Genomic DNA, 16443 nt, shown 5'->3' with positions numbered 1-16443 from the left:
CATGGCCAAACAAACAACGCTAACTATTCCCAACTGATGCAGCACGAGTCGTACGATGTCATACTAATTGGAACAGGTTCTGGCGGTGGAACCATCGCGCAAAAACTGGCTCCTTCCGGCGAAAAAATCCTGTTGATTGAGCGGGGCGACTTCATTCCCAAAGAAAAAGAAAACTGGGACGTTGACGAGGTTGTGGTGAAAGGCCGCTACCGTAGCCAGGAAACCTGGTACGATAAAGACGGACACCCATTTCTACCTTTCACGCACTATGTGGTAGGAGGCAACAGCAAGGTCTATGGGGCAGCTAGTTTTCGGCTCCGGGAGGCCGACTTTCTTGAAACCAGCCACCCTACCGGCACCTCCCCCGCCTGGCCAATTAGCTACGCCCAACTGGCCCCCTATTATACACAGGCCGAGCGGCTCTTCAGCGTCCACGGCATCAGGGGAAGTGATCTTTTTGAACCACCGGCAGCTGAGCCGTATCCGTTCGGTGCCATTCCGGTAGAACCGTTTGCCCAGGAGTTGTATGACCTTGTTGGCAAGACGGGCCTGGCCCCCTTCCCGATTCCAATGGCTGTGCGCCTGGCTCAGGACAACACCTACTGGCCCGATGCGCCCACCATTCTGGGTAATTTCGATGGCTTCCCCGACCCGACCGAAGCCAAAGCCGATGCCCACGTAACAGGTATCCGGGCTGCGTTGCAGTACCCCAACGTGCAGTTGCTAACCAATGCCTTCGTCAGCCGACTCATCACCAATGAGGCCGGCGACCGGGTGACCGGGGTGCGGGTAGAACAAAACGGGACGACTAAAACCTACCAGACGGGGGTGGTGATTGTGGCGGCGGGGGCCGTAAACTCGGCAGCCCTGCTGTTGCGGTCGGCTACCGAAAAGCACCCCAACGGGCTGGCTAACGGCAGCGGGCAGGTGGGCCGGAACTACATGTCGCACCTCAACGGCTGCCTCATCGCCTTCACCCCCGACAAGCTCAACACGGCTTCGTTCCAGAAGTATTTCTGCATCGGCGATTACTACCTGCCCTCGGCAAACAACCCCCACGCCCTGGGCGAAATTCAGTTGATGGGCAAAAATGACCCAGCCACGGTGCTGAGCCTGGGCACCCCGTTTTTCCCCGACAAAGATGCCGCCTGGCTCTCGGCCCACAGCATTGACTTCTGGCTTACGGCGGAAGATTTCCCCGACCCCGACAACCGGGTCACGCTCACGCCCGACGGCCATATTCGGCTCACCTACCACCGCGAACGCAACAACGTGTTTGCCTATGGGCAGTTGAAGCAAAAACTGAAAGACCTGTTCAAAAAACTGGGCACGCTCGATCCTGCTTTCGGAACGGTGTACTGGGGCGGCTATGACCTGGGTATCAGTGGGGTATCGCACCAATGCGGTACCCTGCGGTTTGGACTGGATCCGGCCACGTCGGTGCTGGACGTCAACTGCAAAGCTCACGAACTGGCCAACCTCTATGTAGTCGATGGCAGCTTTTTTCCGTCGTCGGGGGCTTACAACCCCTCATTGACTATTGCAGCCAACGCGTTGCGCGTGGGTGAACACCTGCTGAACCACGTACTCTAAACGGCAACCCCAATGTGGCGATACATACTCCTCTGGCTGGGCCTCCTGGGTAGCCCGGTGGGGCAGGCACAGGTGGTTTGCCGGGTGTTGCACCCCACCATTACGGTTTCGGACCTGAATCAGGCGCTGCCGTTCTACACCCAAACGCTACCCTTCGTGCTGGTGGGCACCCGCATGGTGGCGGCGGCACCCCTGGCCCGCCTGTTTGGTGGCCTCGATGCTGGTACTACCGCCCGAGTGGCTACGCTACGGCTGGGCACTGAAACGATAGAATTGCTTGATTTTTTGCCAGTTACACCCAAAACCCCCGAGACCGGACAGCTCATACCCGCCGATTCGCGCAGCAACGATGGCTGGTTTCAGCACATGGCCGTCGTGGTGAGCGATCTGGACAGTGCGTATCGGCAACTGCGGCGGGCAAAGGTGGCGCATGTGTCGTCGTCGCCGCAAACACTACCTGCCTACATCACGGCGGCGGCAGGGGTACGGGCATTTTATTTCCGAGACCCCGACGGGCACGTACTCGAACTGATCTGGTTTCCACCGGGTAAGGGGCATCTGCGCTGGCAACCTGCACCGGGCAACCCACCCAGCCGGCCCTTGTTTCTGGGCATCGACCATACCGCCATTGGCAACGCCGACACCGACCGGTCGCTGGGTTTTTACCGCGACCTGCTGGGGCTGACGCTGGGGGGCAGCAGCGAAAACTACGGCCCCGAACAGGAGCACTTAAATCAGGTGTTTGGTGCCCACCTGCTCATTTCGGGCCTCACCGCTGGCGCGGGTATGGGCATCGAACTGTTGCAGTACCTGGCCCCACCCGGTGGTCGGCCTTACCCGCCCAACTCACGGGCGAACGACCTCTGGCACTGGCACACTACCCTGCTGGTGAGCAACCTGCCCGCCCTGCATCAGCGGCTGATGTCCGGCCACTACCCACTACTGACACCAGGCATCGTGCCCCTCGACGGCCTGGGTCTACCTGCCCAGCGCGGGCTGCTTCTGCGCGACCCCGACGGTCATGTACTCCTGCTATGTGAATGAAAAATTAATAACTACCTGTAAACTAATTGACTATGAAAATTAAACTGATTGCTCTGCTGGCTATGTGTAGCCTGCTGACCGGTACCGCAATGGCCCAGGTGCCTCAACGGAGTGCCGACAAAAAATACCTGCTCAACCTCGATAAAAACGGCTGCGCCCTGCAAGGCTACGATTGCGTAGCGATGTTCACCCAGCCTGATTCAACGCTGAAAGGAAAGCCCGATTTTTCGTCTATGTTCGAGGGAGCCACCTACTGGTTTTCGTCTGCCGCCAACAAAACCCTGTTCGATGCCAGCCCGGCCAACTATGCACCGCTCTACGGTGGTTTCTGCGCCATCGCCGTGGCCGAAGGCAACCTGCGGCCCATTCAGGTGTGGACGCACCAGATCATCGACGGACATCTGACGGTAAATCACAACGCCAAAGCCTTGAAACTGTGGCTGAAAAAGCCGGAAAAGAACCTGCAAACCGCCCAGAAAATGTGGCCCACCGTGAGCCAGAAAGAGGCGAAATACGACATCCTCAAGAGCGGCGAAACCCAGGAATCGCTGGCGGCTACCTCATTTGAAGGTCCCAAGAAATGACGACCATGAACGCAATTAAACTATTGACAATCAGCACGTTGTTGATTACTCAGGCCGCCTGGGCGCAGGTGAAGCCAACGTATTTGCTGACCCAGGAAAGTTGCCGGAAAATTGCGGCCAGTGCCCGGGCTTTCGCCACTACCAACGCGGCTCCTGGTGGCAGCATCGCCATTGTGGATGCGGGTGGGCACCTGCTCTACCTCGAACGGATGGACAACACCTTTGCGCAGGCGGCAGAGGTTTCCTGGCAGAAGGCCCGCACGGCAGCACTATTCCGAAAGACCACCAAAACCTTTGAAGACAACATCAATACGGGGCGCGTGGCCCTTACCACGGTGGGGCCGGTAATGCTCCAGGGAGGCGTTCCTATCGTATATAGGGGTGAGGTGATTGGGGCCATCGGGGTCAGCGGGACGAAAAGTGCCGATCAGGACACCGACGTGGCCAATGCCGGGGCGGCAACTCAACTTGACTGATATGAAATACCAACTGGCCACACTTTTTTTAGCCCTTTCCTGTCCGTTGCTGGCGCAGGAAATTCGGGAGCTGGCGTGGGGCAATCCCGTGGCGGTGGTCGATCTGCGCACGGCGGCAGGCTGCGGGCTGGTGGGGGCGCAGTGGACCACCTGCAACGCCCAAATCACCCCGGCCCCTCTGCGTGCGCCCGGCCCGTCGCCCACTGACCCGTTGCCGATCTACCCAACCGGGAGGCTTATCGGCACATTTGCGCTCGAACCGCGCTACGGTACGCCTGCTTTTGAGCGGGCTTCCTGGCAGGCGGTGGCGGCTGCCGACCTCGAGACCCGGCGCGGCGCGGGTCTGCTGAGTCACGTTTGGTACCGGCTGCGGGTAACGCTGCCAACCACCCTCGGCACGGTTGGTATGGCCGGAGCACGGGTACTATTTGAAGTGGTGGCCGACGATTACAGCGAGGTGTGGGTGAATGGACAACTCCGTAAATCGTTTGGGGCGCGGGCCAACGGGGTCATTGGCGGCTATAACGCCCGGCAGCGCGTCTGGCTGACCGACTACGCCAAACCCGGCGACACGTTTGATCTGGCCATACTGGTCACAAATGGTCCACTGGCTGACCTACCCGACAACTACGTCTGGATTCGTAGTGCCACGCTGGACGTCTATGCCAAACCGCCCGTACCCGACGCCTGGGCCAATCTGGGGCAGGTAATACAGGTGCAGAACGAGTTGACATCGGTAGTTGAACCGACGGCCAGACTGCAAAAAGTGGCTGATGGATTTCAGTTTATTGAAGGCCCCGTCTGGCACCCCGACGGCTATCTGCTCTTCAGCGACCCGAACGCCAACGTCATCTACAGGTACGACCCCACGATGGGTAACGTCAGCGTGTACATGACCAAAACCGGCTACACCGGAATCGACATCGGCACTTATCATCAGCCCGGTTCCAATGGATTGGCCATCGACCTGTCGGGGCATCTGCTGGTATGTCAGCACGGTAATCGTCGGATCATTCGCGACGAAATCAAAGGCCCCATGACGGTGCTGTCGAACAATTATGCCGGGAAGAAGCTGAACAGCCCCAACGATTTGGTGGTGAAATCGAACGGGGCTATTTATTTCACCGACCCACCCTATGGCCTGCCAAACGCCTACGCCGACCCGCGCAAAGAGACCCCCTACGCGGGAGTGTACCGCATCTATAACGACCATACTGATCTGCTCACCACCGACCCCGGCGGTCCTAACGGCATTGCCTTTTCGCCCGACGAAAACTACCTCTACGTCTCCAATTGGGACATTCGTGATATCCACAACACCAAAACGCTGTGGCGCTACGCGGTGAAACCCGACGGTACGCTTACCGACGGCAAGGTCTTTTTCGACATGAACCAAACCGACGATGACGAAGCCCTCGATGGCATCAAAGTCGACGTGAAGGGATACCTGTTCGTGTCGGGGCCGGGCGGGGTCTGGGTTATTTCGCCGGAGGGCATGTACCTGGGCAAGATCATTGGCCCCGAACGCCCCGCCAACATGGCCTGGGGCGACGACGGGAAAACACTGTACCTCACCGCCCATACCGGGCTATACAAGATCAGGACCATAAACGGGGGCAAACTGGCTCAGCCCGCCCGCAACTGATTCCCCACGTAGCCATTTTCACCACGCTAAGACAAACTAAACGACCACCTGGTATATGCACCAAAAACCAAACAATCGACTCGCGGGGCAAACGGCCATCGTGACCGGCTCCAGTTCGGGTATTGGCCGGGCCTGCGCCCTGGCTCTGGCCAGCGAAGGGGCCAACGTAGTCATCAATTACATCGGCAACCCCACCGGTGCCGAGGAAGTTGCCAGCCTGATCGCCGCCGAAAATGGCCAAACCCTGCTCGTGAAAGCCGATATCAGTCAAGAAGAGCAGGTAGACCGACTCTTTGCCGATAGCATCAGCCGGTTTGGCACGGTCGATATTCTGATCAATAACGCTGGGCTGCAAAAAGACGCGCTCTTCATTGACATGACCCTCGACCAGTGGCGGTACGTACTCGACGTGAACCTGACGGGGCAATTTCTGTGCGCCCGCGCCGCCGCCCGCGAGTTTCTGCGCCGGGGGCCGCGCCCGGAGGTATCGCCTGCGCTGGGTAAGATCATCTGCATGAGTTCGGTGCATGAGTTTATCCCGTGGGCGGGCCACGCCAACTACGCCGCCTCGAAGGGGGGCGTTATGCTCTTGATGAAATCGATTGCCCAGGAGTTGGGCGAACACAAAATACGAGTCAACAGCGTCGCGCCTGGGGCCATCCGCACGCCCATCAACCGGGGGGCCTGGGAAACACCGAAGGCCCTGAGCAACCTCATGCGGCTGATTCCCTACAAACGCATCGGCGAAGCGTCCGACATCGGTGCTTCGGTGGCCTGGCTTGCTTCTGACGAGGCCGATTACATTCATGGTCACACGCTGGTGGTCGATGGCGGCATGGCCCTTTATCCAGGCTTTGAAGACAACGGGTAACGTACCTGAACCGGGTTAGTTGCCCCCTGACTCACGTACCTATCGTATATGTAGGTAACGCCCACTACGTCCCCCAACCAACGTACCTGACTGAGCCATCGCATGACAACAGAACAACAACGCATCGACGCGGGCGGCAACTGGCTGACCTGGGGTCCCTACCTGTCGGAACGGCAGTGGGGCACGGTGCGGGAAGACTACAGCCCCCACGGCACGGCCTGGGACTCGTTTCCGCACGACCACGCCCGCAGCCGGGTGTACCGCTGGGGCGAAGATGGCCTGGCGGGCATTTCCGACAACCGGCAGCGGCTCTGCTTCGCGCTGGCCCTCTGGAATGGCCGCGACCCTATTCTGAAAGAACGCCTGTTTGGGCTGGCCGGGCCGGAAGGTAACCACGGCGAGGATGTGAAGGAGCTGTACTATTACCTCGACAGCACGCCTACGCATTCCTACATGAAGCAGCTGTATAAATACCCGCAGGCCGAATTTCCGTACGCCGACCTACTGCGCACCAACCAGACACGCACCCGGCAAGAGCCTGAATATGAACTACTTGATACGGGCATTCTTAGCGAGAATAACTACTTCGACGTGGTAACGGAATACGCCAAAGCGGGCGAAGAAGATATCCTGATTCGGATAACGGTGCACAACCGGGCCAGCCAGTCCGCCAACCTGACGGTGCTGCCCACGCTCTGGTTCCGCAACCTGTGGTCGTTCGGGCTGCTGGACGAAATGCCTTCGCTGACGCTGATGAACCCCGGCCCGGCCAGCTACGTGGCGGTTCGCCACCCCGAACTGCCTGCCTACAACTTCTATTTTCAGCCCGCCCAACAGACGCTGTTTACCGATAACGAGACCAACACCGAGCGGCTCTACAACGTACCCAACGCCTCCCCTTTCGTGAAAGACGCCTTCCACCGGGCGGTTATCGACGCTGGTGTTGACGAGCTGGCCGGGCGCACAACGGGCACCAAATGCGCCCCACTGTATGCGCTCACGGTGGCGGGCGGGGGCCACGAAACCATCTGCCTGCGCCTGGCGAAAGGCCCGGTTGTCAGGAAACCATTTGGCGAGTTCGACACCGTGTTTGCCCAGCGGCAGCGCGAGGCCGACGATTTTTACCGCCCCCTGGTAGTGGCCAACCCGCAGTTGGCGGCCATTCAGCGGCAGGCATTTGCCGGGATGCTCTGGAGCAAGCAGTATTACAACATCGACATTCCGCGCTGGCTGGCGGGCGATCCGGGGCAGGCACCGCCCCCAGCCAGCCGCAAAACGGGCCGCAACCACCAGTGGGAGTCGCTCAACAACGAGGACATCATTTCCATGCCCGACAAATGGGAATACCCCTGGTATGCGGCCTGGGATCTGGCGTTTCATTGCATCCCGCTGGCCATGATCGATTCGGCCTTTGCCAAAGCGCAATTGCTGCTCTTTTTGCGCGAATGGTATATGCACCCCAACGGGCAGATACCCGCCTACGAATGGGCTTTCGGCGACGTGAACCCGCCTGTGCATGCCTGGGCCTGCTGGCAGGTCTATCAGCTCGAAAAAGGCCAAAAGGGCGCTGGTGACGTGGTTTTTCTCAAAAAAGCGTTCCACAAACTCAGCCTTAATTTCACCTGGTGGGTAAACCGCAAAGATGCCCACGGCAAGAACGTGTTCGAGGGCGGTTTTCTTGGTCTGGACAACATCGGCGTCTTTGACCGGAGCGCCCCCATGCCGGGTGGCGGGCGGCTGGAACAGGCCGACGGCACCGCCTGGATGGGCATGTACTGCCTGAACATGCTCGAAATTGCGCTGGAAATTACCCGCCATGACCCGGCTTTTGAGGATATGGCGACCAAATTTTTCGAGCATTTTGTCTACATCGCCGAGTCGCTCAACCGCATGAGCCACGATATGGCAGGGTCGTGGGATGAGGCCGAAGGATTTTTCTACGATGTGCTGACCCTGCCCGACGGTCGCCAGGTGCCGCTTAAGGTACGGTCGCTGGTGGGGCTGTCGACGCTGTTTGCCGTGCTGCCGCTCACCAAGAGCCAACTCGATGCCGCGCCCGATTTTGCGTACCGGCTCAACTGGTTTGCCCAGTACCGCGCCGGGCTGGCCAACTACCAGGTGGTGGAGGCTACCGACCCGGAGCACCTGCTCCTGTCGCTGATTCCACCGCGCCGCCTGCAACGGCTGTTGCAGGCCATGCTCGATGAGGCCGAGTTTCTGGCACCGGGCGGCATTCGCAGTATCTCGAAACGGCACCAGCATGGCTATCAGGTTGACATCAACGGCGACCAGTTTGGTCTCCGTTATGACCCCGCCGAATCGTCGACGGGAGCTTTTGGCGGTAATTCCAACTGGCGCGGTCCCATCTGGATGCCCATGAACTACCTGCTCATCCAAGCCCTGGGCCGCTATGACGCCTACTACGGCGACACGCTCCAGGTGGAATACCCCACGGGCAGCGGGCAGTGTATGCAGCTTGGTGCGGTGGCAGCGGCCCTCACCGACCGGCTGGTGAGCCTGTTTGTGCCCGACATCACCGGAAGCCGACCCCTGCACGGCGATGATGACCGCTACCGGACCGACCCCCATTTCCGCGACCTGGTGCTGTTCTACGAATACTTCCACGGCGACACAGGCCGGGGCGTGGGCGCCTCGCACCAAACCGGCTGGACTGGCGTGGTGGCCCATCTCATTGCTCAAACGTACCCGAAACCAGCCACCCCTCAGTCGTAACGCGTTATGTACTACTTCATCAACAGCAACTTTACCTACCTGGCCGAGCGGGAGTGGCTGGTCACCAACGGCCTGGGGGGCTACGCCGGCAGCACACTGGCGGGGTCCAATTCGCGGCGATATCACGGCTTGCTGGTGGCCGCCCACAACCCACCCACCGACCGGCAGGTGCTGGTGTCAAAACTGGAGGAGACGCTGTTTACCGGGCAGGCCTCGTTTGAATTGGGCAGTAATCAGTATGGCGACGTAGTGCATCCGCAGGGGTGGCAGTACATCGTGTCGTTCGAGCGGTTACCACTGCCGCACTGGGTTTACCAGGCGGGGGGCAACACGCTGACCAAAACCGTGTTTATGGTGCAAACGGCCAACACCACCATTGTGGCCTACAAAAACACGGGATATCAGGCCGTTACGCTCCGGCTGAACCCGCTCTTTGTCTGCCGCGATTACCACAGCCTATTCCACCAGAACGACTTTTTTACGTATAAAACCGAGCGTGGCGACCAGTGCCTGAAGCTCTGTGCCCATGCCGGGGCCGTGCCGGTCTACTGGGCGTTTACGGCGGGGGTGTTTATCGAAAATCGGGCGTGGTACCACCGGTTCAGCTACCGCGAAGAACAGCAGCGCGGTCTCGATTTCGTGGAAGATGCCTTCTCGGTGGGATTTGTGGAGGCGCGGCTGGAACCCGGCGAGGAGTGTTTTCTGACGTTTTCGACCGACGAACGATTTCGACAGCAGTCCCCTTCCGACAGCCGAGACTGGGAGATCAAACGCATTCAGGACCTGCGCGGTACACAACTGCCCGGCCCCAACGGCGACTCGTTTTTGCAGGACCTGGTGGTATCGGCCAACCAGTTTGTGGTGAAGCGGCAGTCCACGCAGAGCGAGACAATCCTGGCGGGCTACCACTGGTTTACCGACTGGGGCCGCGATACGATGATTGCCCTGCGTGGCCTCTGTATTTCGCTGGGGCAGCAGCAAACCGCCCAACGAATTCTGAGTACATTTTTCCGCTACCTCGACGACGGGATGCTGCCCAACCGTTTCCCCGACAACAGCCACGACCCCGTGGAATACAACACCATCGATGCCACGCTATGGCTGTTTGTGGCCCTCTACGAATATTACCTTCGGTTCGATGATATCGGGTTCATCGGTCAGCATTTTGAGCAACTGCTAATCATTCTGGATGCCCACAAAAACGGCACGCGCTATGGTATTCACGTCACCGACGAGGGGCTACTCTACGGCGGAAAAGGTACCGCCCAGCTTACCTGGATGGATGCCCGCGTAGGCGACTACGTGGTGACGCCCCGGCACGGTTGTCCGGTGGAAATCAATGCGTTGTGGTACAATGCCTTACAGATTACGATCTTTTTCGCCAAGCAACTGCACAAGAAACCAGACTTCTACGCCCTGTTGCTGCGGCGGTTTGAAGAAAGTTTTACGACCCATTTCTGGAACGAACAAGGCTACCTCAACGACGTGGTGATACCCGGCGGCGTACCCGATGCCAGTATCCGGCCCAACCAGATATATGCCCTCAGCCTGCCTTTTCCGCTGCTCAACCCCGACGCGCAGCGGCAGGTGCTGGACACTGTCGAGAGACACCTCTACACCCCCTACGGCCTCCGTACGCTGTCGCCCCATGATCCGGCTTTTGCCGCGGTGTATGGCGGCGATCAGTGGCTGCGCGATACGGCCTACCACCAGGGCACAGTATGGCCGTTTTTGTTGGGCGAATACTGGTCTGCCTACATCCGGCTGCACGGTCAGTCGGAAACGGCCAAGACCCGGATGTACGCTGAACTGGCTACGCTGAAGCAACATTTCTACGAACATAACTGCGTGTTTGGCATCTCGGAAATCTTCGACGGCCTGCACCCCAAGCAGGGACGCGGCACGGCGAATCAGGCGTGGTCGGTGGGGGCACTGATCAAATTACTGGCTGATTTTCCCGTTCGCTAACGCCTGCATGGAACCGATAAAGCGCAGCCACTGGCAAACGTACCTGATCGAAGCCTGGGCGTTGGGTACGTTTATGGTGGTGGCCTCGGCGGTGGTGATCGTGGTGCAGCACCCGGCCCTGCCCGTCCGTGCAGCCCTGCCCAGTACCTGGCTTCGGCGCGGGCTGATTGGGGTGGTGATGGGCCTGACAGCCGTTGGGTTGATCTATTCGCGGTGGGGAAAGCAGTCGGGAGCGCACCTAAACCCGGCGGTGACGCTGGCGCAGTGGCAGCTCAACCGCATCAGCACCCCCAACGCCCTGGCCTATGTGGCCGCACAATTTGTGGGCGGCTGGCTCGGCGTAGCCCTGATGCACGGGCTATTTCCGGCCTACATGACCCACCCCGACGTAAATTATGCCGTCACCATACCGGGGCCAACGGGGGTTTGGGTGGCGTTGGTTCTTGAATTCATGATGGCCTTCGTGCTGCTCACGATGGTGCTGACTCTGAGCAACTCCCGCCAATTGGCTCCCTACACCGGCTACTTCGTGGGGTTGGTCGTAGCCCTGTATATCACCGTCGAAGCCCCTTACTCGGGCATGAGCATCAACCCCGCCCGCACGGTTAGCTCAGCGGTTTGGGCCAATGACTGGTCGGGCTGGTGGCTTTATTTTCTGGGACCTACAGCCGGTATGTGGCTGGCTGGCTGGTTATTCCGTCGCCGCTATCGCCGCCTGCATGGCGAATGCCGGTCAATGACCATGCACCTGTCGGGCAGGCCCAACGGTTGCGCCACGTACCAAGTACTTTGGTGGAGCGAAGAAACGCCTGAAAATCAATAAATTGACCACTGAATTGCCAATCGACTTTATGAACACTGTTCTCGTCACCGGCGCATCGGGTAACCTCGGCCAAACGTTGGTAGAGCACCTTCACCAGGCAGGCTACGACATCCTGGCCACGTTTCAGACGGAGCGCGCCGCGCGGCTGTTCGATCACCTGCCCAACGTGCAAACGCGGCTCGTTGACCTGCTGCACGAAGAGGCGGTCGATACCTTCATGGCCAGTGAGCCACCGGCCAGGCTGAGGGCAGCGGTGCTCCTGGTGGGCGGTTTTACCACAGGTACCCTCGCCGACACGAACCTGGACCAGATTCAGAAGCTGATTCAACTCAACTTCGTGTCGGCCTTTACGGTGGTGAAAGCACTCCTGCCCATTTTTAAACAACAAGGCAGCGGGCAGTTTGTGCTGGTGGGTGCCCGCCCGTCGCTCAACGCCGACGAGGGTAAGAACGCGGTGGCCTATGCCCTGAGCAAAGCCCTGATTTTTCAACTGGCCGACCTCATAAACGCCGACGGTGCTGGTGACATCACGGCTTCGGTGGTCGTGCCAGGCATCCTGGATACCCCTGCCAACCGCACGGCCATGCCCGATGCCGACCCCACCCAGTGGGTCCCCACCGCCAACCTCGCCGAGCTGATCACGTTTTTGCTGAGCGACACGGGCCGCATGACCCGCCAAACTATTGTGAAACTCTACAACCAATCGTAGCCCGCGTATGGCATTGCACTACAGCCTCATTTCGTGGAACCGCCAAAAACGCCGTTATGACCGGGTAATGGTAGGCTTAATGATTACCTACTTACTCCTATTCAGTACATTACAACTCATTCTTTTCCCCGACGTGACCGCCGAAACGGTGCTGATTCGGGCCACGAGTACGCTGGCTTTTTTGATGCTGCACGTTGTGTTGGCCATTGGCCCGCTCTGTCGGCTCGACACCCGGTTTTTGCCACTGCTCTATAATCGGCGGCATTTGGGGGTGGCTACGTTTATGGTGGCAGCCGTGCATGGCGTGTTTAGCCTGGTGCAATTTCATTCGCGGGGCAACGTCAACCCGCTGGTTTCACTGTTTAGTTCTGAGCGGCAGTACGGCAGTTTCGCGCAGCTTCCGTTTCAACCGCTGGGCTTTTTTGCCCTGCTGATCCTGCTGCTGATGGCCACTACCAGTCACGATATCTGGCTCAAAACCCTCGGCCCCCGCGCCTGGAAAACCCTGCATAGATGCGTCTACCTGGCCTACGTCCTGCTGGTGATGCACGTGGTGCTGGGCATTCTGCAACAGGAAACCGCCCCCGCCTACGCCCTGCTGCTGGGGGTGGGCGTTCTGACCGTAACAGGCCTGCACCTAACCGCCGCGTTCAGTAATCGACGCGGCCGCTGGCTACGGCCCCACTCCGCCGAAGCCGACGGCTTTGTGCCGGTCTGTAAGGTGGCTGACCTGGCCGAGAATCGCGGTAAAACGGTGCTGGTCAACGGCGAAAGCATAGCCCTGTTCCGCTACGAAGGCAAATTGGCGGCGGTGAGCAACCGCTGTCGCCACCAGAACGGGCCACTGGGCGAAGGCAAACTCATTGACGGCTGCATCACCTGCCCCTGGCACGGCTACCAATATTTGCCCGAAAACGGGCAGTCGCCGCCGCCGTTTACGGAGACAATCGAGACCTACGCCGTGCGCTGCGTAGGGACCACGGTCTGGGTGAATCCACGACCCAACCCGCCTGGTACGCCACAGCCACCCGCTCTTATTCTGCCCGACAACCTATGAAAAACGACCCTGATTTTTACATCGGCTGGCAGGACACCGCCCCCCCTGCTTCGGCCCGCGTGGTGCGGTGGGTGGTAGTGGGGCTGTGTATGTTGGTGCCCTTGCTGGCGGGGGTGTTGGTGGGACAGCAGCGCGGCTTTTCGACGGCCGTTTTCGAGTACGGACAACCCACTACGCTGACAGGACAGTTGATTCGGTATCCCGTTCCATTTCTGCGAATTTCGGTAAAAAACAGCCCCGCCAGTGCCCCCCGCTTCGAGCGGGTGCTACTCATTGGCTACGGCAAACACGGGGCCGACTCAACGCTGGATTCCCTGGAACGTAAGTACGGATCATTGTCCGGTAAACAGCTGACTATCAGGGGTACGTCAATTCATTATGACAACCATGCCGCTCTCGAACTAACCGACGGAGTCGGGGCATTGCTCCGTGTTTTGACTCCAAAAAACCTGCCCGCTGCCCCGCCCGTCCAACTATTGGGGCCAGTAACGGCGCAAGGCGAAATCGTTGATCCTAAGTGCTTTTTGGGTGTGATGAAACCCGGTGACGGTCGCCCGCACCGATCGTGCGCCGTGCGCTGTATTGCGGGAGGTATTCCGCCGCTTTTCTGGGTACGTAACCCCATCGGACGGGAGACCGCCTACCTGCTCACCGGCCCAAGCGGCGAACCCATCAACGGGCAGGTGCTAAACAACGTAGGCCAACTCATCCGGCTGACCGGCCAGGTTGAACAAGCCGATAATTGGCTGATCATGAAACTAGAAACTGGGCAACTGGCAATAATCAGGCTGGACGTGAGATCACAGATTGCCCTGTGTCGCTGACCATCGTCAGAACAAGAGGAAGCGCAGGTTACCCACTAAAAAGGCCAAGCTTATGCCTGTTACGGTGAAAAACGCCTGGTCTACGCTAGTGTCCGCGATGTCGTGAGCGACATCATAAGTCAGCTTAGTGTGGGGTTATTGGCCACCAGCCCGGCTTAATCCACACTGACGCGGGCCAATTGAGTACTATTTTTATCCCATCCATTAGCGCTGTTGCTGCGGTGGCCCCTAGGCGGCTTCGTCCGTTTGTGCCTGTCATTTACCCCTTCCCTATGGCCCTGCTCGTTACCATCCTTGGCATTTTAACGCTGGTGCTGCTGATCTCGTACGTGCGGGTGCATGCGTTTCTGGCGTTTTTGTTGGTGTCGCTGGGGGTTGGGCTGGGGTTGGGTATGGCACCGCTGGCCCTTGTCGAGTCCATTCAAAAGGGCATTGGCAGTACGCTGGGGCCTATTTTGGGCATCATCGCGCTGGGGGCTATGCTGGGCAAACTCGTGGCGCAAAGTGGTGCGGCACAGCGCATTGCGGGTAGCCTGATCGGGCTGTCGGGTGCGGGGCGCATTCGCTGGGCGTTTATGGTCACGGGCTTTGTGGTGGGGCTACCTCTGTTCTATTCGGTGGGGTTTCTGCTGCTGGCTCCGCTGGTGATCACCGTGGCGCAACGCTACAAACTGTCGGCGGTGTATGTGGGCATTCCCATGCTGGCGTCGCTGTCGGTCACGCAGGGATACCTGCCGCCGCACCCCGCGCCGCTGGCCATTCTGAAACAGTTCAACGCCGACATGGGCCTGACCCTATTCTACGGCGTCCTGGTAGCTATTCCGGCCATTCTGGTGTCAGGCATTCTATTTGGCTCCACGCTGAAACGGTACACCACACCGCCGAATCAGGCCTTGATCGCGCCCACGCTTACCGACCACCAAATGCCCGGCACAGGCGTGAGCTTCTTCACGGTGCTACTGCCCATTCTGCTCATCAGCGCCAGCACGTTGCTCCAGCCCTTGCTGCCCACAGGCTCCGTGGCCCGTCAGGTCGTGTTGTTTCTGGGCGAACCGCTGGTAAGTATGCTGATAGCCGTGCTGGTAGCCATGTATACGCTCGGCATTCGGCGAGGAAAATCGTTCGTCGCCGTAACCGAACTCCTGGGCGAGTCAGTGAAGGAGGTGGCCCTGCTCTTCCTCATTTTCGGTGGGGCCGGTGCCCTGAAACAGGTGCTGACAGATGCGGGCGTGAGCCAGTCCATCGCCAACCTTATGCAGGGGTCATTGTTGCATCCCTACGTTGTGGGCTGGGGCATTGCGGCCATCATCCGGGTCTGCGTAGGGTCGTCAACGGTGTCTGGGATTACTACGGCGGGCATCATGTTGCCGCTGTTGCGGTCGTCGGGGGTAGAGCCGAACCTGATGGTGCTGGCCATTGGGGCGGGCAGCATGATGTTTTCGCACGTCAACGACACCGGTTTCTGGCTCTTCCGCGAGTATTTTCAGTTGTCCATGACCGATACCCTCAAGACCTGGTCGGTGATGGAAACGCTGGTATCGGTATGCGGACTAGCCGGGGTAATGGCGCTGAGTTTGCTGGTGGGGTAACTGGTGGGGAGTTTGCTGTCTTCTGTTGCTACGCGAGCTAGGTTGCTGTCGCGTGGCAACAGAAGACAGCAACCTAGCTCGCGTAGCAACAGTAAACTCTCACAATCCACTATAAATCAATATTACCCCTCCCCCAATTGGGCGCGGATGGCAGCGGCGGTGGCGGCTAGCTCTTCCTGCGTGGGGCTGATTTTGTGGTTGAAATTCATGTCGGCCAGAGTGTTGAGCGGAATCAGGTGGACGTGCGCGTGGGGCACTTCCAGGCCAATCACCGCCACCCCCACCCGCCGACAGGGCACCGCCTTTTCAATAGCCGGGGCAATGCGTTTGGCAAAGGCCATTAGCCCCAGGTACAGCGCATCGTCGAGGGCGAAGAGGTAGTCGATTTCCTGCTTGGGAATCACCAGTGTATGGCCCGTGGTGGTAGGCTGCACGTCGAGGAAAGCCAGAAACTGGTCTGTTTCGGCAATTTTATGCGCCGGAATTTCACCAGCCACAATTCGGGAGAAGATAGTCATTGGTTAAGG

General features: G+C 59.1%; 14 protein-coding genes. 13 read left to right on the top strand and 1 reads right to left on the bottom strand.

What is annotated here, in order from left to right:
- Nucleotides 1–36: 36 nt before the first annotated feature.
- The 13 genes from J2I48_RS15055 (at nt 37) to J2I48_RS14995 (ending at nt 15916) form a co-directional block, all read left to right on the top strand.
- Nucleotides 37–1593, top strand: a complete 1557-nt coding sequence (locus J2I48_RS15055; protein WP_207336292.1) for a GMC oxidoreductase — start codon at nt 37–39, stop codon at nt 1591–1593.
- Nucleotides 1594–1605: 12 nt separating this feature from the next.
- On the top strand, nt 1606–2637 hold the full coding sequence (locus J2I48_RS15050; protein WP_207336291.1) for a VOC family protein: 1032 nt from the start codon (nt 1606–1608) through the stop codon (nt 2635–2637).
- A gap of 32 nt (nt 2638–2669) precedes the next feature.
- Nucleotides 2670–3221 carry a YHS domain-containing (seleno)protein gene (locus J2I48_RS15045; RefSeq protein WP_207336290.1) on the top strand — a complete coding sequence of 184 codons (552 nt, stop codon included), beginning with the start codon at nt 2670–2672 and terminating at the stop codon, nt 3219–3221.
- Between the two features lie 5 nt (nt 3222–3226).
- Nucleotides 3227–3697, top strand: a complete 471-nt coding sequence (locus J2I48_RS15040; RefSeq protein WP_229376266.1) for a GlcG/HbpS family heme-binding protein — start codon at nt 3227–3229, stop codon at nt 3695–3697.
- Nucleotide 3698: 1 nt separating this feature from the next.
- Nucleotides 3699–5342: an SMP-30/gluconolactonase/LRE family protein gene (locus J2I48_RS15035; RefSeq protein ID WP_207336288.1), complete on the top strand. Its 1644-nt coding sequence runs from the start codon at nt 3699–3701 to the stop codon at nt 5340–5342.
- Nucleotides 5343–5397: 55 nt separating this feature from the next.
- Nucleotides 5398–6213, top strand: coding sequence for an SDR family oxidoreductase (locus J2I48_RS15030; protein WP_207336287.1), 816 nt, complete (start codon nt 5398–5400; stop codon nt 6211–6213).
- A gap of 102 nt (nt 6214–6315) precedes the next feature.
- Nucleotides 6316–8946, top strand: coding sequence for an MGH1-like glycoside hydrolase domain-containing protein (locus tag J2I48_RS15025; RefSeq protein ID WP_207336286.1), 2631 nt, complete (start codon nt 6316–6318; stop codon nt 8944–8946).
- A gap of 6 nt (nt 8947–8952) precedes the next feature.
- Nucleotides 8953–10914 carry an amylo-alpha-1,6-glucosidase gene (locus tag J2I48_RS15020; RefSeq protein WP_207336285.1) on the top strand — a complete coding sequence of 654 codons (1962 nt, stop codon included), beginning with the start codon at nt 8953–8955 and terminating at the stop codon, nt 10912–10914.
- A 7-nt stretch (nt 10915–10921) separates the two neighbouring features.
- Nucleotides 10922–11737 (top strand): MIP/aquaporin family protein, encoded by an 816-nt coding sequence (locus tag J2I48_RS15015; RefSeq protein ID WP_207336284.1) that lies wholly within the window; start codon nt 10922–10924, stop codon nt 11735–11737.
- A 28-nt stretch (nt 11738–11765) separates the two neighbouring features.
- Complete coding sequence (locus J2I48_RS15010; protein WP_207336283.1) at nt 11766–12446, top strand: SDR family NAD(P)-dependent oxidoreductase; 681 nt, start codon at nt 11766–11768, stop codon at nt 12444–12446.
- A 7-nt stretch (nt 12447–12453) separates the two neighbouring features.
- Nucleotides 12454–13503: a Rieske 2Fe-2S domain-containing protein gene (locus J2I48_RS15005; RefSeq protein WP_207336282.1), complete on the top strand. Its 1050-nt coding sequence runs from the start codon at nt 12454–12456 to the stop codon at nt 13501–13503.
- Nucleotides 13500–14327, top strand: coding sequence for a hypothetical protein (locus J2I48_RS15000; protein ID WP_207336281.1), 828 nt, complete (start codon nt 13500–13502; stop codon nt 14325–14327). Before J2I48_RS15005 ends, J2I48_RS15000 begins: the two co-directional genes overlap by 4 nt.
- Nucleotides 14328–14599: 272 nt before the next feature.
- On the top strand, nt 14600–15916 hold the full coding sequence (locus J2I48_RS14995) for a gluconate:H+ symporter (RefSeq protein ID WP_207336280.1): 1317 nt from the start codon (nt 14600–14602) through the stop codon (nt 15914–15916).
- A 122-nt stretch (nt 15917–16038) separates the two neighbouring features.
- Here the strand turns inward: J2I48_RS14995 and J2I48_RS14990 are convergent, their stop codons facing one another.
- Nucleotides 16039–16434 carry an HIT family protein gene (locus tag J2I48_RS14990; RefSeq protein ID WP_207336279.1) on the bottom strand — a complete coding sequence of 132 codons (396 nt, stop codon included), beginning with the start codon at nt 16432–16434 and terminating at the stop codon, nt 16039–16041.
- Nucleotides 16435–16443: the final 9 nt, after the last annotated feature.

This window comes from Fibrella aquatilis (assembly GCF_017353255.1).
GTDB lineage: Bacteria > Bacteroidota > Bacteroidia > Cytophagales > Spirosomataceae > Fibrella > Fibrella aquatilis.
This window is presented reverse-complemented; position numbering and strand designations above follow the sequence as displayed.